The 21,282-nt window shown below is 70.3% G+C and carries 22 protein-coding genes; 10 read left to right on the top strand and 12 right to left on the bottom strand.

Features of this window, described 5'->3' with window-relative positions; genetic code table 11:
- Positions 1-197: 197 nt before the first annotated feature.
- Positions 198-1,109, top strand: coding sequence for a mechanosensitive ion channel family protein (locus SJY06_RS00170; protein ID WP_380163408.1), 912 nt, complete (start codon positions 198-200; stop codon positions 1,107-1,109).
- A gap of 77 nt (positions 1,110-1,186) precedes the next feature.
- Here SJY06_RS00170 and SJY06_RS00165 read toward each other — a convergent pair whose 3' ends face one another.
- Together SJY06_RS00165 and SJY06_RS00160 are read right to left on the bottom strand one after the other, a co-directional pair.
- On the bottom strand, positions 1,187-2,593 hold the full coding sequence (locus SJY06_RS00165) for a DUF2254 domain-containing protein (protein WP_380163406.1): 1,407 nt from the start codon (positions 2,591-2,593) through the stop codon (positions 1,187-1,189).
- A gap of 85 nt (positions 2,594-2,678) precedes the next feature.
- The gene (locus SJY06_RS00160; RefSeq protein ID WP_380163404.1) at positions 2,679-2,957 is read right to left on the bottom strand and encodes an HU family DNA-binding protein; all 279 of its coding nucleotides are present in this window, start codon (positions 2,955-2,957) and stop codon (positions 2,679-2,681) included.
- A 612-nt stretch (positions 2,958-3,569) separates the two neighbouring features.
- Here SJY06_RS00160 and SJY06_RS00155 point away from each other — a divergent pair.
- Together SJY06_RS00155 and SJY06_RS00150 are read left to right on the top strand one after the other, a co-directional pair.
- Positions 3,570-4,145 (top strand): TetR/AcrR family transcriptional regulator, encoded by a 576-nt coding sequence (locus tag SJY06_RS00155; RefSeq protein ID WP_380163402.1) that lies wholly within the window; start codon positions 3,570-3,572, stop codon positions 4,143-4,145.
- Positions 4,146-4,346: 201 nt separating this feature from the next.
- Positions 4,347-5,444, top strand: coding sequence for an alpha/beta fold hydrolase (locus SJY06_RS00150; protein WP_380163400.1), 1,098 nt, complete (start codon positions 4,347-4,349; stop codon positions 5,442-5,444).
- A gap of 380 nt (positions 5,445-5,824) precedes the next feature.
- On the opposite strand, the gene SJY06_RS00145 is transcribed toward SJY06_RS00150, so the two are convergent.
- From SJY06_RS00145 to SJY06_RS00115, 7 genes are all read right to left on the bottom strand, one after another.
- A complete protein-coding gene (locus SJY06_RS00145) occupies positions 5,825-6,406 on the bottom strand; it encodes a TetR/AcrR family transcriptional regulator (RefSeq protein ID WP_380163398.1) in 582 nt (193 codons plus the stop codon).
- A gap of 39 nt (positions 6,407-6,445) precedes the next feature.
- Complete coding sequence (locus SJY06_RS00140; RefSeq protein WP_380163396.1) at positions 6,446-7,207, bottom strand: CoA-transferase subunit beta; 762 nt, start codon at positions 7,205-7,207, stop codon at positions 6,446-6,448.
- Positions 7,204-8,010 carry a CoA transferase subunit A gene (locus SJY06_RS00135; RefSeq protein WP_380163394.1) on the bottom strand — a complete coding sequence of 269 codons (807 nt, stop codon included), beginning with the start codon at positions 8,008-8,010 and terminating at the stop codon, positions 7,204-7,206. The genes SJY06_RS00140 and SJY06_RS00135 overlap by 4 nt, the downstream gene beginning before the upstream one ends.
- 1 nt (position 8,011) lies before the next feature.
- Positions 8,012-9,220, bottom strand: a complete 1,209-nt coding sequence (locus SJY06_RS00130) for a thiolase family protein (protein WP_380163392.1) — start codon at positions 9,218-9,220, stop codon at positions 8,012-8,014.
- A 131-nt stretch (positions 9,221-9,351) separates the two neighbouring features.
- Positions 9,352-9,780, bottom strand: a complete 429-nt coding sequence (locus tag SJY06_RS00125; protein ID WP_380163390.1) for a nuclear transport factor 2 family protein — start codon at positions 9,778-9,780, stop codon at positions 9,352-9,354.
- Positions 9,781-9,782: 2 nt separating this feature from the next.
- Positions 9,783-10,553 (bottom strand): oxidoreductase, encoded by a 771-nt coding sequence (locus SJY06_RS00120; protein WP_380163388.1) that lies wholly within the window; start codon positions 10,551-10,553, stop codon positions 9,783-9,785.
- Complete coding sequence (locus SJY06_RS00115) at positions 10,550-11,152, bottom strand: NADPH-dependent FMN reductase (protein ID WP_380163386.1); 603 nt, start codon at positions 11,150-11,152, stop codon at positions 10,550-10,552. The genes SJY06_RS00120 and SJY06_RS00115 overlap by 4 nt, the downstream gene beginning before the upstream one ends.
- Positions 11,153-11,492: 340 nt before the next feature.
- On the opposite strand from SJY06_RS00115, the gene SJY06_RS00110 reads away from it, so the two are divergent.
- The 5 genes from SJY06_RS00110 to SJY06_RS00090 all read left to right on the top strand — a co-directional run bounded on the left by SJY06_RS00110 (position 11,493) and on the right by SJY06_RS00090 (position 15,890).
- Positions 11,493-11,846, top strand: a complete 354-nt coding sequence (locus SJY06_RS00110; protein ID WP_380163384.1) for a DUF1330 domain-containing protein — start codon at positions 11,493-11,495, stop codon at positions 11,844-11,846.
- A complete protein-coding gene (locus tag SJY06_RS00105; RefSeq protein WP_380163382.1) occupies positions 11,843-12,796 on the top strand; it encodes a dioxygenase in 954 nt (317 codons plus the stop codon). The genes SJY06_RS00110 and SJY06_RS00105 overlap by 4 nt, the downstream gene beginning before the upstream one ends.
- Positions 12,797-12,809: 13 nt before the next feature.
- Positions 12,810-13,874 (top strand): maleylacetate reductase, encoded by a 1,065-nt coding sequence (locus SJY06_RS00100; protein WP_380163380.1) that lies wholly within the window; start codon positions 12,810-12,812, stop codon positions 13,872-13,874.
- Entirely contained in the window at positions 13,871-14,353 is a 483-nt protein-coding gene (locus SJY06_RS00095; RefSeq protein WP_380163378.1) for an SRPBCC family protein, read from the top strand. Before SJY06_RS00100 ends, SJY06_RS00095 begins: the two co-directional genes overlap by 4 nt.
- A 379-nt stretch (positions 14,354-14,732) precedes the next feature.
- Positions 14,733-15,890, top strand: coding sequence for a PP2C family protein-serine/threonine phosphatase (locus SJY06_RS00090; protein WP_380163376.1), 1,158 nt, complete (start codon positions 14,733-14,735; stop codon positions 15,888-15,890).
- Positions 15,891-16,124: 234 nt separating this feature from the next.
- Here SJY06_RS00090 and SJY06_RS00085 read toward each other — a convergent pair whose 3' ends face one another.
- Positions 16,125-16,565 carry an ATP-binding protein gene (locus tag SJY06_RS00085; protein WP_380163374.1) on the bottom strand — a complete coding sequence of 147 codons (441 nt, stop codon included), beginning with the start codon at positions 16,563-16,565 and terminating at the stop codon, positions 16,125-16,127.
- Positions 16,566-17,060: 495 nt separating this feature from the next.
- On the opposite strand from SJY06_RS00085, the gene SJY06_RS00080 reads away from it, so the two are divergent.
- A complete protein-coding gene (locus SJY06_RS00080; RefSeq protein WP_380169655.1) occupies positions 17,061-17,324 on the top strand; it encodes a SpoIIE family protein phosphatase in 264 nt (87 codons plus the stop codon).
- 174 nt (positions 17,325-17,498) lie between these two features.
- Here the strand turns inward: SJY06_RS00080 and SJY06_RS00075 are convergent, their stop codons facing one another.
- The gene (locus SJY06_RS00075) at positions 17,499-18,293 is read right to left on the bottom strand and encodes a GAF and ANTAR domain-containing protein (RefSeq protein ID WP_380163372.1); all 795 of its coding nucleotides are present in this window, start codon (positions 18,291-18,293) and stop codon (positions 17,499-17,501) included.
- Positions 18,294-18,722: 429 nt separating this feature from the next.
- Here SJY06_RS00075 and SJY06_RS00070 point away from each other — a divergent pair, with 429 nt between their 5' ends.
- Complete coding sequence (locus tag SJY06_RS00070) at positions 18,723-19,025, top strand: STAS domain-containing protein (protein ID WP_380163370.1); 303 nt, start codon at positions 18,723-18,725, stop codon at positions 19,023-19,025.
- 238 nt (positions 19,026-19,263) lie between these two features.
- On the opposite strand, the gene SJY06_RS00065 is transcribed toward SJY06_RS00070, so the two are convergent.
- Entirely contained in the window at positions 19,264-21,258 is a 1,995-nt protein-coding gene (locus SJY06_RS00065) for a putative bifunctional diguanylate cyclase/phosphodiesterase (protein WP_380163368.1), read from the bottom strand.
- Between the last annotated feature and the right edge of the window lie 24 nt (positions 21,259-21,282).

Genomic DNA, 21,282 nt, shown 5'->3' with positions numbered 1-21,282 from the left:
AGGAGCGTGTCGTGTGCCCTCTGACCGCTCGGGCCGTGCCGCTGCGGGTGAGGCCCCATTCCGTTGCAGAAGTCGGACCCGTGACAGGCCAGCCGGGCCGCGTTTCGGACCGACATGTGAGACGCGGGGTGGTCAGGTCTAGCGGGGGCGTTGGGGCCCACTCGCGGCAGGTCGATGGGTGAAGTTCGCGAAGGTACGTGAGTGTTGTGCCCATGACGGTATTCGGGGCGAGGCGTTGGTTGGGTGCCACGGTTCCGGGGCCGTCGGAGGACGTGCTGCCGGAGGATGTCAGCGTTCTTGATGTGGGACGCGGTGCGGGTGTTGTCGTGGTGTCGGTGGTGCTGGCCGTGGTGGTTCGCGTCGTGCTGGTTCGTGTGATCGACCGTGGGGACGCGGACCGTCACACCGGCCTGCTGGTGGGACGGTTCCTCAGTGTCGTGGTGGTGGTGGTTGGTGCCATCTACGCGCTGGACCTGGCCGGGGTCCGGGTGGGCCCGCTGCTGGGGGCGCTCGGGATCGGCGGGATCGCCTTGGCGTTCGCCGCTCAGGACATCCTGCGGAACTTCGTGGCGGGCATCCTCCTGCAGGTCCGGCGCCCGTTCCGCCTCGGCGAGGAGATCGGCAGCGGCGACTACGAGGGTGTGGTGCAGGACATCAACCTGCGGACCGTGGTCCTCGTCACCTACGACGGGCTGACGGTGTATCTGCCGAACGCGGACGTGCTGTCCGAGCCGATCGTGAACTACACCCGCACCCCGCTGAACCGGACCGAGATCACCGTGGGTGTGGCGTACGACACCGACCTGGAGCGGGCGCGGGAGGCCATGCTCGCTGCCTGTCGGGTGGCGGATGGGGTGGTGCGAGACCCCGGGCCGCAGGCCTGGGTGACGACGTTCGGCGAGTCCAGCGTTGACGTGGTCGTGAGGTACTGGCACGCGGCGGACATCGCCAGCCGTTGGAGGGTGCGCAACGCGGTGGCCATCGCCGTCAAGCGTGAGCTGGACGATCAGGGCATGACCATCCCGTTCCCGCAGCGCACGCTCTGGTTCGGCCCCGGCGGCACCCGGTTGCAGATCGCGAAGCCGGACCCGGCGGACGGCGCCAGCTGACCGGGGCCGCTGCGGCGGGCCGCGCTCAGCCCTGTGCGTCAGCCCTACGCGTCAGCCCTACGCGTCAGCCCTACGCGTCAGCCCGGGCTCGCGGCCGTCCCGGCGGCGGGGCGGTCCGTGGTGCCGTGCACCAGTGCGTGGCGGGTGGCGTGGATCTTCTCGGCGAAGTGGGCCTGGTCGTCGGGGTGGTGCCCTGCTGCTTCGAAGGCGTCGGTGAGCAGTCGGAGCTGATGGAGCAGTTCCAGGCGTAGCCGGGTGGCGTGTTCGACCGCTGCGTGGGATCCGACGCGGCCCACCAGTGTCACGCAGGCGTGCATGACGGCGGGGGCGTCAGCGGCGTACCAGCGCAGCTGGTCCAGGACCGTGGCCACGAGCCGCGTCATGTCCGGTGCGGGTGCGTGCACCCGCACGACACCGTGGGGGTCTCGCCGCCAGGGTGACGGCGCGGGACGTGAGACCAGCATCGTGAGGCCCGCGGACAGGTCGTCGATGGCGTTCTGCGCCGTGTAGGGGTCGTTGGTCCCCGGCGACAGGGCTCGGACGGCCATCTCGGTCAGCTGCTGCAACGCGAACGCCACATCCTGGTGAGGGGTGCGCGCGTTGGAGATCACGACGGTTCGGCGCAGCCTCGCAGCGAGCCGCTCGTCGACGCCATCCCGGGGGGACACGAGGAGGATGACGTCGTCATGGAGGACGTAGTCGCCCGGGGCGACCCTGAGGTCGACCACGACGTCATGGCGCTGGGCCAGCTTCAGCAGGCCGTCCGCGGACACCGACTCCACGTAGCCCACCCGTTCCGTCACGACCGGGTGACCGTCCTGGGACAGATCCGGCAGAAGCTGCCCCGGCGGTTGCGCCGGTGGTTGTGAAGGCGGTTGTGCCGGCGGTTGTGCGGTTCCGACGTCGTCGGGGTAGAGCCGGTCCACGGTGCTGAGCAGCTGCGCGCGTACGCCGCTGGCCAGGGTGCTCACCTGTACCGAGTCGCTGATGTGGTGGATGAAGTAGATGAGGACCCCGACGTTGGCCACCGCCAGGACGACGGCACCGTTGACCGCGAGGTGCGGCACGAAGACGTCGGCGTCCTGGACGGCAGGGTCGCCCACCACCCGCACTGAGCGTAGGACGAGCAGGCAGTACAAGAACGTGGCGACGTAGACCCCGAGGACCGTCTGGTTGCCCTTGTCGGCCATGAAGTTGCGGACGAGGCGAGGGCCGTAGCTGGAGGAGGTGAGCGCCAGGACGGCCATGGTGATGGAGAAGGTCGTGCCGGCGACTGCGAGGCTGGACGTCGCGATCGCCCCGAGCAGGTCGCGGCTGCCGGCCGCCCCGACCCGGTACAGCAGGAAGTCGGTCCAACCGGGCGTCACCCGCTCCTGCGAGAGCCGGTCCAGCGCTACCAGAGCGACAGCGGCCGCCGAGGCGAGGACCGACAACACGGCCGGCAGGAACCAGAAACGCTGACCCAGACTCCGAAGCAGGTTCACGACGTCGACTCTCCCAGCCCCGGACCCGCCTCATCTGGCAGTGCCTGTCCTGTCAGCCCTGATCCGCCAAACGGGTCGGCTCAGCTCAGCCGGCGGCGGCGGCCTTGAGCTTGCTGCCCGCGGTGATCTTGGCGGTCTTCGCCGCGGCGATCTGGATGGTCTCGCCTGTGGCCGGGTTGCGGCCCTCGCGAGCCGAGCGGGAGCCCTGCTCGAAGGACAGGAAGCCCGGAAGGGTCAGCTTCTCGTCGCCCTTGGCGACGACGTCGAAGACGACGTCCTGGAACGCGTTGAGCACGGCGTCGGCGTCGGTCTGTGTAACGCCGGCCTGGGCGGCGATGGCGCTGATGAGTTCCTTGCGGTTCATGGTTCCTCCTGCTCGCGGCCGTCCGGAGCAGACAGCATCCCCGGCACGGTAGGGGTTGTCATGTCCAGGCTGGCGGATGGTCGAGAGGGCAAGGCCCCGTGAGTCCCCCCGCGGGATCTGAAGAGGAGAACCGGTTGGGGACGGACGCGACGAGCCCCAAGCTGTCGAGCGCCGGCAACATCGGGTGGTCAGGCAGCAACGAGGTCTGGGTGTGTCTCAAGGTAGGCGTCTCAGAACCTTGGTTAAGGGACTGGGTTCAGTGCGTCGACGCGCCCCCGCAGGTGGGTCGTGTTGTGACGACGGCCGGGCCGGTCGACGGCTTGGCGCCAAGCGCACGTCGCGGCGAAGTTGTGATCGGTGCGATCGAAGAGGTCTGCGTGGATCGTGCGCAGAGGTAGTCGTTGGGCTTCGGATTCGCGGGGACGTGCAGTACACCGAGGCCGACGGCGGGCCCGCTGGCGTAGCCGACATCGACTCCGTCAGGCTTCGGGGGCCGCGCCTTCACCGTCGAGCGCTCATGGGTCAGGGGTGGGTCCGCGTTGGACTCTGAGGGCTATGACGGCCGGGCCTCCCTATGGTGTACCGTTCAGTCCAGAACCGGAGGAGGTTGCTATGGCCCGGCCGAGGGAGTTCGAGACCGACGTCGCCGTCGGGGCGGCGATGGACCTGTTCTGGCGTCAGGGTTTCGAGGCGACGTCGATCCACGACCTGACCCGAGAGCTCGGGATTGGAAAAGGCAGTCTGTACGCGGCGTTCACCTCCAAGGAGGAGCTCTACGCCCGCGCGCTCGAGCTGTACTGCTCTCGCCATGCCGGCGGACTGATCGAGCTGCTGAGCGCGGATACCGACGTCCGATCCGCAGTGCGAGGGGTGCTGGGTTCGATGGCGACAACCGACCTCGACGATCCGGAGCGAGGCTGCATGCTGGTCAACGCTGCGACCGAGCGACCGGGAGACGTCGCCACGGCGAACCGGGTGCGGGCGACGATGACCCTGATCGAGTCCGTCCTCGCCGGCGCCCTGGAGCGGGCGCAGGCCCGTGGGGAGCTCGCTGCGGACAAGAACCCGGTCGAGATGGCCCGCTTCCTCACCACCTTCGTCCAGGGCCTGCGGGTCATGGGCGGCGCGCGGGTCGGCGCCGCGTTCGTCGCTGACGCCGTGGAGGTGGCCCTGCGCGCACTCGACTGATTTTTTCGTCCCTCGATTCTGTACTTATCGTTACATAACAAGGAGATGTATGTGGACCTGGAACGCGCCGGCACCGACGCCGTCATCAAGGGCGGCCAGGTCGTGACCACCTGACCACCCCGCCCGGCCCGCCGGATCTCTGGCGGCGCGCCGGCGCAGCGACTGCCTCACGTCCCCACCCCGTCCTGAGAGGACACCAGAATGACGCGATCCACCCTGCTCGCCCTGCTCGCCCTCGTCGTCCCGGCCGCCCTGGCGGTCGGCTCGATAGCTGCTCCGTCTACCACCGCAGCCCTCGCGTCCGCCGGTGCGTCCAGCCCTGCGGTCGCCAGGACCTCGGGTACGGCCGCAGTACCGCCCCCCGGCGGTGCGGCCCTTGTCGCCACGACGGGTCGCGGTGCGGGCGCTGTCGAGAGCCAGAAGGCCTCGAGGGACCGCGGAGCGCGCGTCCCGTCCGGCTTCACCGAGCAGTCGATCCAGCTGGAGGGCGTGCGCCTGAACTACGTCCGCGGCGGGTCCGGGCCCACGCTGGTCCTGCTCCACGGCTACCCGCAGACCTGGTACATGTGGCGTGACCTCCTGCCCGAGCTGGCCCGGCACTACACCGTCATCGCCCCCGACCTGCGCGGAGCGGGCCAGTCTTCCGCCCCGCCCACCGGCTACGACAAGGCGACCATGGCCGCCGACGTCCACCAGCTGCTCGTGCGACTCCGGCTGGAAACGGACGTCAGCCTCGTCGGGCACGACATCGGCACCATGGTCGCCTACGCCTACGCCGCCGCCCACCCCGACCAGGTGCGCCGGCTCGCCCTCACCGAGGCTCCCATCCCCGACGAGAGCCTCTACGCCTTCCCGTCCCTCACCCCGCAGGGCCCGGGCTTCTGGAACTTCGGGTTCTTCAGCCTGCAGAACGGTCTGCCGGAAGACATCATCGACGGTCGCGAGCACGTCTGGGTGGAGCAGTTCACCGACTGGCTCGAGGTCCAGGACGGCGTGGACAGCCGCGACGCGCGGGAGTACGCCCGCTGGCTGCGAGACGACGCCCACCTCCGGGCCAGCTTCGAGTACTTCCGCGCCCTTCCCCAGGACGTCAGCGACAACGAGGAATTCGGGCGGACAGCGCTCACCATGCCCGTGCTCGCCCTGGGCGCCGAAGGCAGCCTCGGCCAGTCGGTACCGGACCAGGTCAGCCGGTACGCCAGCGACGTCACCGCCGTCGTCGTCGCCGACTCCGGGCACTGGGTGTTCGAGGAGCAGCCCCAGCGCACCACCCAGATCCTGCTGGCTTTCCTCGACTGACTGGCACCACCAGGGGTGGACCGCCTGTGACCACGGGCGCTCCACCCCTGCTGTGAGCGTCGCTGCGGACGACGTCCGGCGGCGGCGGATTCGTGGTCGCGGCGCTTGCTGTTCTCGCACCAGACCCAGCGCCGTCGCGTCGCCGCCCAAGGCATGAGCCGGCGCCCGCGCGTCGCCCCCGCCGCGCTGCCCGTCAGAGGAGCGGAGCCAGGCGGAGCCCCATGAAGCCCGCCGTCGGAATTATCACGGGGCGCTTGAAGCTGCTGGGTGAACTCTCGTGTGCGCAGCTGCAGGTCAGAGGCCGTGGAGGGGATTGCAGCCCTACGCGCGGGTCGAGAACTGTGACCGCAGGTAGGAGCACCTTCGATGGCACGGAGCGGTCATCGCACGGCGGTGAGGGCCGCCTCGACTGCGCCGGTGAGGTCGTCGTGAGTGGCTCCGCCACGGCCTTGGGCTCGAAGTCCGATCATGGTGGTGGTGAGCAGCGAGCTCACGCCTGGCACGTCGAGGTCTGGAGCCAGTTCGCCGTCCCGGCGGCCCCGGAGGAGGAGATCGTGTACGGCGGCGCGGATGCCGTCGAAGGCGGTGCGCACCCGGGCAGCGGCCTCTGGGTCGCTCGCGCCGAGCTCGGTCGCGGTGTTGACCATGAAACAGCCGCGGGCCTCGGGATCGGTCTGGAGGCACTCGACGCTGTCCATCAGCCAGGCCCGAATCACGGACCGGACGGGGCCGTCCGTGCTGAGGTGCCGCAGGGCGGTCACCGACTCGGTGCGGGCATACTCGTCTAGGGCCCGCAGGAACAGCCGGTGCTTGTCGCCGAAGGCCGCGTACAGGCTGCTGGGGCGAAGGTCGAGCGCCTCCCCGAGGTCACGGACGGAGGTGGCCGCGTAGCCCTGCCGCCAGAAGAGATGCATGGCTCGGTCGAGGACGACCTGCTCGTCGAACTCGCGCCGTCGTCCCACAGTTCCCACTGTACGCCCTTGTGGAGCGGGTGCTCCGGATCAGAGGCCGACCGTTCGCATTGCCCGTAGCGTCGTCAGCTCCACGTCGTCCGGCGCTGCGGTGGTGGTCAGGTCTGGTGACACCTTGAGCTCCCAGCCGGTCTCGGCGTGCACCTGCTCGACGCTCACCCCGGTGTGCAGCGCGGTGAGCACGAGTTCGGCGCTGGCCGCGTCGGGTTCCAGCACGCCCAGGTCGGTGATCACGCGGGTGGGGCCGGCACCACGCAGACCCAGACGCCGCCGGTCGCTCGGGCCGCGTCCGTGACCGACAGTCGTCACGAAGTCGACCTGCGGGACGAACGTGCGCAGGCGGTGCCGCGTCACGATCATCACCTCGCGGCAGTGCGCTGCGATCTCCGGGGCGCCGCCCGATCCGGGCAGGCGGACCGTGGGGTGGTCGTAGGGGCCGATGACCGTGGTGTTGAGGTTGCCGAATCGGTCGAGCTGCGCGCCGGAGAGGAAGCCGACGTCGATCCGGCCTGGCTGAAGCCAGTAGTTGAACAGCTCGGGCACGGGGACCACCGACAGCGCGGCGTCGACGAGGACCTCGTCGCCGATGGATAGCGGCAGCTCGGTCGGCTTGGTGTCGATGGTGCCCGACTCGTAGATCAGCACCAGGCCTGGTGCGTGCAGCCGGCGGGCGAGGTTCGCGGCGGTGGAGGGAAGCCCGATCCCGACGAAGCAGGTCTGCCCGTCGCGCAGCGCGCGTGCCGCGGCGACCGTCATCATCTCGTCCGCGGTCCAGGTGGCCTCGGTCGTCATCCGTCCTCCCGCAGCTGCGTCAGCCACGCCGTGAAGGCGTCCCGGTCGCGGCTGACGGCGTCCCAGGCCCGGTAGGCGGCGTTGTCGCGGTCGTAGTAGCCGTGGGCGTAGGACGGGGCGGCCCCACCCGGCGCGACCACCACCGCGTCGACGACCCAGCTCGGCAGCACCACCGAGCCAGGCACGGGCGTCAGTTCCTCGACGACTTCCTCGACCGTCACCAGTGCGCGGGACGACGCGAGCACCGCCTCCTTCTGCACGCCGAGGATGCCCCACAGCTGCACGTTCCCGGCACGGTCCGCGCGTTGGGCGTGCACGACCGCCACGTCCGGGTTGACCGCCCGCACGGCCGCGAGCTCCTCGCCGGTGAAGGGGCAGGTGACCTTGGAGATCGTGTCGGTGTGCGCCGGCAGGTCGGTGCCGGCGTAGCCACGCAGCACCGCGAACGGCAGCCCCGAGGCGCCGGCGACGTACCGGTTGGCCATGCCCGCGTGGCTGTGCTCCTCGATGTCCAGGGTCACGGGCCAGCCGGTGGCCAGTGCGTCGCGCACACGGTGCAGCGAGCCGACGCCGGGGTTGCCTCCCCAAGAGAAGACGAGCTTGCGGGCGCATCCGGCGCCGACGAGCTGGTCATAGACCAGGTCGGGGGTCATCCGGACGAGGGTGAGGTCGCGGCGACCCTGTCGGATGATCTCGTGCCCGGCGGCGAACGGGATCAGGTGCGTGAAGCCCTCGAGGGCGACGGTGTCGCCGTCGTGCACCAGTGCCGCGACGGCTCGTGACATGGAGAGGATCTCGGTCACGTCAGACCCGCTCGACCGCGAGCGCGACGCCCTGCCCGACCCCCACGCAGAGGGTGGCCAGCCCGCGCCGTGCGCCCTCCCGCTCCAGGCGACCGAGCAGGGTGACCAGCAGCCGGCACCCGGAGGAGCCGAGCGGGTGCCCCAGGGCGATCGCGCCGCCGTCGGCGTTCACTGGCTCGGGGTCCAGATCCAGGCGGCGGATACAGGCCAGCACCTGCGGGGCGAATGCCTCGTTGATCTCGACCGCGTCGAGGTCGCCGACGACCAGCCCTAGCCGGGCCAGCAGCTTCTGGGTCGCTGGGACCGGCCCGAGCCCCATCAGGGACGGGCGCACACCTGCCGACGCGCAGCCGAGGATCCGGGCGCGCGGGGTCAGCCCGTGCCGTTCGATCGCCTCCTGAGACGCGACGATGACGGCGGAGGCGCCGTCGGCCAGCGGGCTGGAGCTCCCGGCGGTGACCACACCGTCGGCTCGGAACACCGGACGCAGCTGCCCCAGCCTGTCCAGGGTGGTGCCTGGACGAACCGTCTCGTCCTGCGCGACCCGTCCGTCGGACGTGTGGACCGCCGTGATCTCGGCGTCGAAGCGACCTGCGTCCCTGGCCGCCGTAGCGAGGCGGTGGCTCCGCTCGGCGAAGGAGTCCGACTCTTCGCGGGTGATCCCGTCCAGGGCTGCGACCTCCTCGGCGGTCTCGCCGAGGCTGAGGGTGGCCCGGCCCTCGTCGAGGGCCGGCATCCGTGGGTTGACGAAGCGCCAGCCGAGCGCCGTGTCGACGATCTCGCCCGGCTCGGCCCAGGGCGTGCCGGGTTTCGCCAGCGCCCACGGGGCGCGCGTCATGCTCTCGGCGCCGCCGGCGACCACCAGGTCGTTCTCGCCCGCGGCCACCGCTTGCGCCGCCGCCGCGACGGCCGTCAGTCCGGAGGCGCACAACCGGTTGACGGTATATCCGGGCGTCGACACGGGCAGCCCCGCGAGCAACACCGCCATCCGGGCGAGGTTGCGGTTGTCCTCCCCGGCCTGGTTGGCCGCACCGAGTATCACCTCCTCGACCACACCGTCCTGGCTCGCCCGTGTCAGCCCGGCTCGGTCGATGACCTCGCGCACCACGAGGGCAGCCAGCTCGTCGGCGCGAACCGACGAGAGCGCGCCGCGGTGCTTGCCCACCGGGGTCCGCACCCCTCCCACCAGGAACACCTCGCGACCATTCATCGCCGTCGTGCCTCCTCATGTCCGAGTCGGGGAGCGCGGGGTGCGGGACCGTCCACCACGTCGCGCCCGAGCTCGCGTCGGCCAGGACAAGCACCGGTGCGCGGGCAGGGCGGCGGACCAGGTAACGGCGCTCAGGTCTCGTCGTGGTGGGCGCAGGCGGCGGCCACAGCGGCGGTGTCCCAGTAGAAGGGCCGGAAGTCGACGATCAACCCGTCGCGCACCTGGATGACCTGCACCATCGGTGCGTGCATGTCGACGCCGCGGGCACGTGAGCGGGTCACCAGGTCGCACAGCACCACGAGCGTGTCGCCGTCCTCGAGAAACCGCGGCTCGCGGACCTCCAGGTACTCCCAGGTGTCGTTCATCGCGGCGAAGAACCGCTCCACGCCGTCCGGGCCCACCCAGTCCCCGCCGTAGGGAAGACCAGCGGCCTGGTGCATCACCACCTGCGGGTCCAGCAGCGAGGCGATGCCGGCGAAACTCGCCCGGCCGGGCCCACCGGCGGTGAGGTAGGCCAGCTCCGCCTCGTAGAACCGCCGTAACACCTGTGAGGGCGACACGCTCATAGCGTCTTGATCATGCCGCCGTCGATGACCAGGTCGGCTCCGGTGATCCAGGACGCCTCCCCGCCGAGCAGGAACGCGACCAGGGACGCAACTTCTTCCGGCTCGCCCATCCGCCCCAGGCTGATGGCCATGTTCGCCGGGACGTGCTCGTCGAGCACCTGCTGACGCGTGGCCTCGGACTGCGCGGCCATCCCGGCAGCGATCCCGTCGTCGGCGGTCCAGCTCGGCGTCTTGACGGGGCCCGGCGACACGGCGTTGACCCGGATCCCGCGGGGTGCGAACTCCTCCGACAGCGCCTTCGTCAGGTTGCCCACCGCCGCCTTCATCGCGGAGTAGTCCACGACGAAAGGCAACGGCAGGCGCGCGTTGACCGAGGACACGGTGACGATCGCGCCGGCACCCTGCTGGAGCATCGAGGGCAGCAGGGCACGGGTCAGGCGGACGGCGGAGAGCACGTTGACGTCGAACCCCTCCTGCCACTGCACGTCGGTGACGTCGAGGAACGAACTCCGCGGCGTGAACGCACCGACGTTGTTGACCAGTGCGTCGACGTGACCGTGCCGCCGCAGCGCGGCGTCTGCCAGGGCTTGGGCCCCCTCGGCCGTGGCGAGGTCGACGGGCACGACGGTCAGCCCGTCGGAATCGCTCGCCGACGCGCTGCGCGAGCCGGTGACGACGGCGTAGCCGTCCTTCAGCAGCCGCGCCACGACGGCCTCTCCGATGCCCTTCGTGCCGCCGCTGACCACGGCGACAAGCTGTTCTGTCATGAGATCCTCCTGGTTAGTTGGCTGTGAGCGTGTGCAGTTCGTAGGTCATCGAGCAGCCGGGCTAAGGATCCGCGGTTGTCGCGGTCCAGGAGCACACCGTCCTGCGGCAGCCGTTGGGCGGCCTGCGGCACGGCGACCTCGATGTCGCTGACCCGGGCCCCGGCCGTAGCGAGGACCTTGCGGGCGTCGGCCTGGGCCCAGACGGCGCCGAAGCTGCCGGGGCTGGCGCCGATGACGCCGGCCGGCTTGCCGAGCAGCGCGGCCGAGCCGCGGGGTCGGGACGCCCAGTCCAGCGCGTTCTTCAGCACCCCGGGCAGCGAGCCGTTGTACTCGGGGGTCGCGACGAGCAACGCGTCCGCCTCACCGACCGCGGCGCGCAGCCGCGCGACCGATGCCGGCGCCGCTGCGACATCGTCGTCCTGGTCGTAAGGAGGCAGGTCGCGCAGGCCGTCGAACACGACGAGCTCGTCAGGCCCGAGGAGGGCGGCCGCGTAGTGGAGGAGGCGAGTGTTGTAAGAGTCCCGGCGCAGGCTCCCGCTCAGGCCGAGGATCCGCATCACGCCGCAACCAGACTTGACGACGGCGGCAGCACGGAGCATGCCGGAGTCCCGTCGTAGTCGTCCTCGTCCTCGTCGCTTGTACGGATGACGGCCACAGAGTTCCTCCTCGTTTTGGAGCATACGCTCCGGAAACCAGGACGCTAGCACCGATCTGGAACGGTCGCTACGAAACACCGGCATCCACGTCGAGTCGGCCCCAACGAGCAGAGACACCCGATGAGGCGCACGGAGGCGGCAGGCGTTCAGTTGTGGAACGAGCGCTAAGGAAGTACGTTCGAGAAGTGGAACGACCGCTCCGAAACCGGCGACGCTGCCGTCGTTGGCCCTGGGGCCGCCTTGGAGGACACGCCTGTCTATGACCGCTCCCGCATCTACCGACGTGACGTCTCCGACGCTGCGCGACCGGGCCGCGGCCCTGGTGCCCCGCGCATATGTCGTCTTCGACCTGACCGTCACCGATCCCGACGCCTACGAGACCTACCGGGTGCACGGCCAGGCGACCGTGCGCCGGTGGGGCGGTCGTGTCCTCTCAGGTGAGCCCGCACCTCACAGCGTCGTCGAGGTGCTGGAGGGGGACTGGCCCACCCGACGCCTGGTCATCGTCGAGTTCCCGAGCCTCACCGTCGCCCACGCCTGGTACGCCTCACCCGAGTACCGCCACGCAGCCGCGCTGCGGCAGGTGTCAGCGACAGGACGCGTGCTCCTGGTCGAAGGATGGAACCCCCCTTGGTGAGCGACAGCACGCAGTCACCGACAACCAGCCAGGACGTCACCGCGCAGGTGCTCGACACCCTCGCCGCGGCAGGAGACACCAGGCTCGCCTTCGTGACCCGGGCTCTGGTCCGTCATCTGCACGACCTCGCGCGGGAGGTCCAGCTGAGCCCCGGTGAGCTGTTCGCGGCCGCCGAGTTCCTCACCGCCTGCGGGCAGATCTCCTCGGCGTCGCGACACGAGTTCCTGCTGCTGTCCGACACCCTCGGGCTCACGATGGTCGTCGACACCCTCGCCGCGACCGCGCCGGCGGGGACCTTCGAGTCCAGCGTGCTGGGGCCGTTCTACCGGGCCGAGGCGCCGTTCCACGAGCACGGCGCCGACCTGTCCCGGGGCGAGATCGACGGGGAGCCGCTGCACGTCGCGGCGTTGGTCACCGACGCGAACGGCCGGGCGCTGCCAGGTGCGGTGCTCGACGTCTGGGGCACCAACGCGGCCGGGCTGTACGAGAACCTCGACCCCACCCAGCCCGACATGAACCTGCGCGGCCGCTTCCGCGCCGACGACGACGGCCGCGTCGACTTCTGGACCGTCAAGCCCGTCAGCTACCCGATCCCCGACGACGGACCCGCCGGCGCTCTGCTGCACGGGCTCCACCGGCACAACATGCGTCCCGGGCACCTGCACGTCATCGTGTCCGCCGACGGCCACCGCACGGTCGTGTCCGAGCTGTTCACCGACGACGACCCCTACCTCGACAGCGACGCCGTCTTCGGGGTCAAGCCGTCGCTCGTCGTCCACTACGACCGCGTCACCCCGGACCCCACCGCCGACTCGAGTCGGACCGGCCCGTTCTGGTCGCTGCGTCACGACTTCGTCCTCGCGGCGGGCGAGGCCACCCGCGTCGGCTTCAGCACCGGCACCCTCGACGACACACCCGACGACACTCCCGACGACACTCCCGACCGCTGAGGCCGAGGCGACCATGCACCCCTTCGTCCACGAGTCCCTGCCCGGCCGCGTCGTGTTCGCTGCCGGTGCCGTGAACAGCTTGCCCGCAGAGGTCGACCGGTTCACGCAGCCGCGGGTGCTCCTCATCGCCGCCGAGGCCGAACGGCACCTGGCCGCACGCGTCGAGACGCTGCTGGGTGATCGGGTCGTCGCGGTGTGGCGCACGGTGCGCCAGCACGTGCCCACCGACCTGGCGGACGACGCCGCCGCGGCGGCCGCGGCTGCCGCGGCCAACTTGCTGCTCAGCGTCGGGGGCGGGTCCACGACGGGGCTGGCCAAGGCCGTCGCGCTGCGCACCGGGCTGCCGGTCCTGGCCGTGCCCACCACCTACGCCGGGTCAGAGATGACCCCCATCTGGGGACAGACCGACAAGGGCACGAAGACCACCGGCCGCGACACCGCCGTGCTTCCGCGGGTGGTGGTGTACGACCCCGAGCTGACCACCGGCCTACCAACCGCGGTCACCGCAGCCAGCGGCATGAACGCACTCGCCCACTGCGTCGAGGCCGCCTACGCACCCGGTGCGTCCCCGGTGACCACAGCACAGGCAATGACGGCCGTCGAAGTACTCACTGATGCGCTACCCCGGGCAGTCGATCACCCCGACGACCTCGATGCGCGTAGCGACGCGCTGTACGGCGCCTTCCTCGCCGGTTCGGTTCTCGCCACCGCCGGCATTTCTGTCCACCACCACGTCTGCCACGTCCTGGGTGGCCTGTTCGACCTGCCCCACGCGCAGATGCACGCGATCGTTCTCCCGCACGCCACCTGGGCCGTGGCCGCCGCAGACCCTGAGGCGTTGCGAGCCCTCGAGCGGGTGCTCGGGGCCGACGTCCCCGCGCGGCTGTTCGACCTCACCGCTCGACTCGGCCTGCCCACCGCGCTGGCCGCGATCGGGATGCAGGACGCAGACATCGACATCGCGGTGCCGCGGGTCCTCGCGGCAACCGCCGGGGACCCGACACCATTGACACCCGCCACGGCCAGACGACTACTGCACGCCGCGGTCGGCGGCACCCGCCCGGACAAGTCCAGGTGAGCGCTCCCGGAGACGCCCGACGCGTCATCAGCGCCACCCGTGAACTCGCCGCACCAGCTGAGCGCATCTTCCAACTCATAGCCGACCCTGCCGAGCAGCCACGTTGGGACGGCAACGACAACCTCGCCGAGGCACCGCCGGACCAACGCGTCCGAGGTGTCGGCGACGTGTTCACCATGAGGCTCACCACGGGAAGTGGCCGCGAAAACCATGTCTGCGACTTCGAGGAAGGTCGCCGAATCGCATGGAGGCCCTCGGAGCGCGACCAACAGCCCCCAGGGCACTGCTGGCGGTGGGAGCTCGAGCCACTCAGCGAATCGCGCACCCGCGTCACGCACACCTACGACTGGAGCGGGCTGACCGACGTCAAGCGCTTCCCACGCGCCCGCGCCACGACAGCTGACAACCTCCAGAGGTCACTCGCTCGTCTGGCCGCCCTCGTCGAGGCCGCCCCACCCCTGGAGCCGGTAACACCCTGACTAGGGGGAAGGTGCGACGCGTAAGGGCCTGGGCTCGACTGCCTCGGACCGGGGCACTCCTAACCCCCAAGGCGTCTCATATCCTTGGTAGTGAGACGACGGCGGCAGTTTGCAGACCAGGAATAAAGGTCTGCCAGCCAGACACATCCTTCCCGGCAAGACGGACGGCTCAGACCAGGACACTTTCTACTCGCGACGTCGACGCCTGCGTTGCTGGGCCGTTCGTCGCTCCTCGGACGCGCTTCTCACCTGCGGCGACTGCGGCAGAGGGGTGGATCTACCGGAGCACGACGGGGTTGGTTGCAGGGCTGACAAGGCGATAGCGTCCGGAGGTGCGAGGGCGCCCTGGATCGTGGGCATGCGCCGTGAGGGTGTGGCGATGATCGAGCCGACCGACGACCGTGACCTGCTGCGTGCAGCGGTGGAGGCAGGTCTAGACGGTCTGGTGGTGGTCTCCTCGCAGGGTCGGATGCTGTCGATGAACCACCAGTTCGTCGAGATGTGGCCGATCCCGGCCTACGTCGTGGCCTCCGGCGACGACGAGGCCGCCCTGGCGGTCGCGATGCAGCAGCTGGTCGACCCGGAGGCCTTCCTGACCAGGGTCCACGAGGTGTACGAGGACCCGTCGGGTCCGGTCCGCGACGAGCTGCACCTGCGTGACGGCCGGGTCTTCGATCGATACGGCACCCCGCTCCGCTCGCCGACGGGGACCTACCTGGGGTGGGCCTGGTACTTCCGTGACGTCACCGCGGAGCGTGTCGCCGCAGACCAGGCCCTCCAGGCGGGTGAACGTTTCCGCAAGCTGGCGCGCACGCTGCAGGAGAGCCTCCTGCCACCCCACCTGCCCGAGGTGCCCGGACTGGAGCTCGCGGCCCGGTACCTCCCCGGCTCCAGCGTCGTGGAGGTCGTGGGCGACTTCTACGACGTCTTCCAGACCACCGACGGGGGGTGGGCACTGACGATTGGCGACGTCTGCGGCAAGGGCGTCGAGGCAGCGACCGTGACGGCCCTGGCCCGCTACACCATCCGCGCGGCGGCCGTGACGAGGTCCTCGCCCGCCGACGTCCTGCTCCTGCTGAACGAAGCCATGCGCCGACAGCACCCCGACTCGGAGCGGTTCGTCACCGCGACCTACGTGACCGTCGTCCAACGGCAGAGCGAGGTCCACCTGCGGCTTGGCCTGGCCGGTCATCCCCCCGCCCTGCTGCGACGCGGGGACGGGACCGTCGAGCTCGTGGGCGAGGTCGGCACCGTGCTCGGGGTCTTGGACGAGGTCACGCTGACCGACGTCGACGTGGTCATGTCGGCCGGGGACGCGCTCATCCTCTACACCGACGGGGTGACCGAGGCCCGGCGGGGCGGTGAGCTGTACGGCGAGGACCGCCTGCGGAGCCTCGTGGCCGGCCTGGACGGCTCCGCTGCCAGCGTCGCGGCGCGGATCGAGGCCGAGGTCATGGACTACAGCCAGGGCCATCAGTCCGACGACACGGCGATCTTGGTCATCCGCGTCCCCTCGCCACGAAGCGCGCGACCCTAGCCGTCAACAACCGCAGCCGGTCTTGGACCGCGTGCGGCACGCGAACCGAGCCCAGCGCACACCCGCCGCTCGCCCCGTCCACCCTCAGACACGCAAAACACACCCAGTCGTGTCACTAGGGATCCCCGTACGTGTCACCACCCCACAGGCCGCCGACCAGCACGTTCATTCCCCACCATGCCCCAGGACCCTGATCAGCTGCGGAACTCACGCTTGTGCCGAGGCGCTCTCAGGTCAGTAGCTGTTCGCGTCGACTTCGAACCAGACGGTCTTGCCGTAGGGATCGTCGCGGACGCCCCAGCGGGCGGCGACGAACTCGACGATGGCGATGCCGCGCCCGTCCAGGGCGGCGGTGTCCGGCTCTGGGGTTCGCGGGTGCTGGGAGTTGTCGTCGGCGACCTCGACGCGGACTTGCTGCGGTTGGGCGTGCACACTGAGTCTGGCCTCGCTGAGACCGTGGGTGAAGGCGTTGGTGACGATCTCGCTCGTGAGTAGGACGGCTGCGTCGCGCACGTCGATGTCGGTGCCTGCGGTGGTGCAGGTGGTGGCCACGAAGTCCCGGGCGAGGCGGACCGAGGCGGGGTCCGGTGCCAACCTCAGCACCGCCGCGGGTCGGGCGCTTACCTCCCGGCCCGTCATGCCAGTCATGGTCTCCCATCCGGCCACGTCACGCACCGTGTTCCCCGCTCACGTTCAGGTGGGTCAATAAGTAGGCACCGTGGGGTCGTGGTGACGGAGCCTCGTGCGCAGCGCGATCTTGGGCAGGCCTTCGCCCAGGTCGCCCGGACGCTGCAGTCGGAGCAGACCGCGCAGCTGACGTTGCAGAAGATCTTCGACCTCGCTCCACCGCTGATCGAAGGGTGCGACCACCCCGGAGTCTCGATGGTGAGGGGGCCATGCGTGGAGACTCCCGCTGCCGGCGACCCTGCGCATGAGCCAGTTGCGCAACCTGCTGCGGTTGGGCGTGGACCGGGGTGAACCGGCCGGAGACCTGCCGCGGCGCCGGCGTCACTTCCACCTACAGGTCACCGACATCGCGACGTGCGCGTTCGCGCTTCTCGAGCCGCCCGGCCAGGGCCCGGCGCGGATGACCTTCGCCAGCGCCGGGCACCCCGCCGCTGCTGATCACCGCCGACGGCGCAGCCCGCTACCTGGAGACCCCAGAAGCACCTGCTGCTCGGGATAAGAGGAGACCAGCACCGTTCCAGCACAACGGTGCACCTGCCCGCCGGCTCCACGCTGCTGCTGTACACCGACGGCCTCGTCGAGCACCGCGGCCGCAGCGTCAGCGACGGGCTAGACCGCCTCCGTCAGATCGGCGCCACCCTGGCCGCGAAACCGTTGGAGCAGCTTTGCGACAGCCTGATCTCCCAGCTCGCCGCCCGCTCCGGCAATGACGCCTGCCTGCTCGGGTTGCGCATCCCCGACCTCTAGCAGGACATCTAGCCCGGACGTCCGCGACGGGTTCTGCCGGCGGCGCGTACGGCGCAGTGGTCTGGGTAGACACGTAACACCCTGTCGATGCGGCCGGTCGCGGGAAACGGGTCAGGTCCCGTCACTCAAGCCCAGCGGTGGCGGGGCCGCCGCTCGGCCTAGGGGCAACGGCTTCTACCCGGGCTCGGGCGGTGCCACTGCGGTCGGGAGCTGACGGGTGTCCACGACCTGGCGGGCGATCTCGCGGAGCTTGACGTTCGTCGTCTGGCTGGCACGGACCAGGAGGGCGAAGGACTGCCCTTCGTCCAGGTCGTAGCGCAGCATGAGCATGCCCTGGGCCTGCCCGATCAGGAGCCGGGACGACACGGCCTCTGCCAGCTGGGTCTGCCGTCGGATAGACGCGTAGGCGATCGCGGCGTGCGAGGCGAACATGAGGCCGACGTGCTCGGACTCGTCGTCGAAGGCGTTCGCCTTGTACGAGTAGAGGTTGAGCGCCCCGAGGTCGTCACCGGTGACGAAGAGCTGGAGCGACAACATCCCGCGGGCCCCGGCGGCGGCGGCCCGGGGGGCGAACAGCGGCCACCGCTGTTCCACGGCCATGTCGGGGACGCGGACCGTCTCCTGGTGGTACGCGGCGTCGACGCACGGGCCTTGACCGGTCTGCTGCTGCAGGTCGTCGATGACCTGCGTCAGCCGACCCGTGGCCGCCTCGGACGTCACCCTTCGCCGACCCATCACCAGGCTGATCGACCCTTCGTCGGCCCCGGGGATCAGGTCGACGGCGCCGCGGACGATGCCCTCCAGCGTCTCTGCAGGGCTCCCCGACTCCTGCAGCTGTCGCGCCACCCGGGTGAGCTTCGTAGCCAGCACGTCCTCGCCGCGGTACCCGCCTGTGTCCTGCGCCGAGGCCTCGCCCCGGTCACCCCGCCCACCGAGGCCCTGCTGATGGTCCTGTCCGTCGCTGGTCACTATGGCCTCAGCTCTTGTGCGTTCAACGAATTCTCCGGTGCAGCCGGGTGCTCGGGAACCGCACCGACTGGGCGACCTGCCCCGAGTCTGGCGTGGATGCCCGGGCTGTGCGCGCGCGCCCCACCGAGCTGAGCTCCCCCCCGCATAGCTCGACCGCGGGTCGACCGCCGGCTGATGACCTCGGTAATAGTTCGAGAACCCTTGATGATCGCCGGTGAAGATGACTAACGTACGACCGGGTTGAGGTCACAGCCCACCGGGCATCGTGCACGACCGGGGCTTATGTTGCGTCCATCCCGGGTTGTGCCTGTTCGGCCACGGAGGCCTCTTGTGACCGCCAACCCATCGGGTGTCCCAGCGATGCGCTCTGGACCTGCTAGACGACTGAGCGTCGTTGGTGTTCCTGGCAGGGGAATCGACAACCTCACGGTGCATATCGAGGGTGAGCTGGACCTGCTGACGGCACCGTCTCTGCTGTCTGAGCTCACCGGGTTGGCGAGGGCCGGGTACTGCCACGTCGACCTCTACCTGCGCGATGTGACTTTCTGCGACGGGACCGGTCTGACGGCCTTGCTCAAGGGTCAACGTGAGTTCGCTCGACGCGGTGGCAGGGTCCTCGTGCACGACCCGTGCTGGTCGCTGCGGACGCTGCTCGACATCTTCGAGCTCACCCTCGCCCTCGAACCTCGAGTTCGCCAAGACAGTACTGATGCCGCCCACCCGCAGGACTGACGTGCTGCCGTCACCCGTCGCCTGATCCTGCAGCACGTGGTCCGCCTCCGGCGTGGAGAACAATCAGCCCCCGTCCACCCCGCGGGCCGCGTCTCGGGCCGCCCTGATCGCGGCCAGCGCGTGGACGTCAGCGGCCAGGGCGGCGACGGTGCGGGTGGTGACGGTGCGGGCGGCGACGGTGCGGGTGGTCGCTTGGGGGGTGCTGTGCCAGCTCCTCGCGGCTCCGATCCAGATCGGTTCAGGGGGGCGAGGTGGTAAGGAGTCTGGTGATGTGGTCGGCGGGCTGGGGCCGGCCTAGGTGGTAGCCCTGGGCATGCGTGCAGTGCAGCTGGCGTAGCTGGTGAAGGGTCGCGGCGTCCTCGATGCCTTCGACGATGACCGTGCGGTCGAGCTGGCTCCCGAGCTGCAGGACTGCTGACACGACCGCCGTGGCGGCCGGTCGCTGGATGAGGTCGGCGGTGAAGGAACGGTCGATCTTCCAAGTGCTGGCGGGCAGGTCGACGAGTCGGCGCAGTGAGGAGTACCCGGTGCCGAAGTCGTCGATGGCCAGCTCGCAGCCCAGCCCCCGCAGACCGGTGACCGCACGCGCCGCGGAGGTTTCACAGATCAGGCCGGTCTCCGTCAGCTCCAGCGTCAGGCGGGCGGGAGCGACCCCGCTGCGGCGGAGCACGGCGCTGAGGTGGCCGAGGAACTTGGCCCCGGTGAGCTCCTCGGCCGAGACGTTCACGAACAGCCGGGGCGGTGCCCGCTCGCCCAGGGACCGGTCCCAGCTCGCCAGCTGCTCGCACGCCGCCTCCAGCACCCACGCCCCGATGTCGGGCATCAACCCGGCCCGCTCGGCCTGCGGGACGAAGTCCTGCGCGGCCAGCAGACCACGCTCGGGGTGCTGCCACCGGATCAGTGCCTCCACCGCATGCACCCGCCCGAGAACCGCCCCGGCGCCTGCTCCATCGACACCCGGACCTGGGATCACCGGGACCCAAGGCCCAGGCTCGACCTTTCCAGCGGGGTCAGTGGGGCCAGTGGGGTCAGTGGGGTCAGTGGGGTCGGTGGGGTCGGTGGGGTCAGTGGGGTCGGTGAGGTGGAGGATGGGCTGGTAGTGCAGGTGGAGCTGTCCCTCGCGAAGCGCGATGCGCAGGTCGGTCGCGGTCTGGCGTTGGGTGATGGCTTCGGTCCGGTCGGCGTTGTAGCTGTCGGCCTCGAAGAGCGCGTACCCGCCGGGCCCGGCTCGTTTGGCGCGGTACATCGCGCTGTCGGCGTGGGCGATGAGCGCGGCCGGAGCCATGGTGGGGTCATTGGTCAGGGCCAGTCCTAAGCTCGCGGAGGGGTGCACGACGGCACCGTTGACCTGGTGCAGGGGGGCGAGCTCGGTGAGTATCCGCCGGATGATGGTCTCGGCGTCCTCCGCCCCGCTGAGGCCTTCGAGGAGGACGACAAACTCATCGCCGCCAAGGCGGGCCACGACGTCGGTGGGTCGCACCGCCGACCGGATCCGTTCCACGCAGGTCAGCAGCAGCCGGTCCCCGGCGTCGTGACCGTAGGTGTCGTTGACGTACTTCAGCCCGTCGATGTCGGCGAACAGCACGCCGACCTGCCCCGGGTGCCGGGCCAGAGCGGCGATGGCGTGGCTCAGCTGCTCCAGGAACACCCACCGCACCGGCAGCCCGGTCAGCGGGTCGTGCATCGCCCGGAACGCCAGGTCCTTCTGAGCCTGCCGCGCGAGGTCCCGGTCGGCGGTCACGATCATGAACGACGTGGCGACCTGGGCCAACGTCCGCGCCAGGGCCAGCTCGTCGGCATCGAGGCGGCGCGGTTCGGCCCGGTACAGATCCAGCACCCCCCACCGCTGGCCGCGAGCCAGCAGCGGGATGGCCGTGACCGCGCGCAGTCCTGAGCGGACCGCCTGGGCCTGGAACAGCGGCCAGTCACCTTCGACGGTCAGGTCAGCGATGTTGACCAGCTCCCGCGTGACATGACTGAGGTGGCAGGGGCCGTCCTGCAGCTCCTCCTGCATCCGCTCCAAGACCGTCACGGCCTGTTCCGACGGGCCCGTCACGAAGGAGAACCCCAGCAGGTCCCCCTGGGCGGGCACCATCACCCCGGCCCCGTCGATCCCCAGGACACGTACGGCGTCGCGGGCGAGCCGCTGCAGCACGTCCTCGAGGGAGAAGTCACCCGCCACAGCCTCGGAGAAGCCTGTCAGCACCTCGGTGAGGTCCCGGTTCACGACCACGCAGCCCCTCCTGCGACGACAACG

The organism is Jannaschia sp. R86511 (genome assembly GCF_042466345.1).
Taxonomy (GTDB): Bacteria; Actinomycetota; Actinomycetes; order Actinomycetales; family JBBAYJ01; genus Aquipuribacter.
The sequence above is the reverse complement of the archived record's forward strand: the minus strand, read 5'-3'. Positions and strand labels throughout refer to the sequence as shown.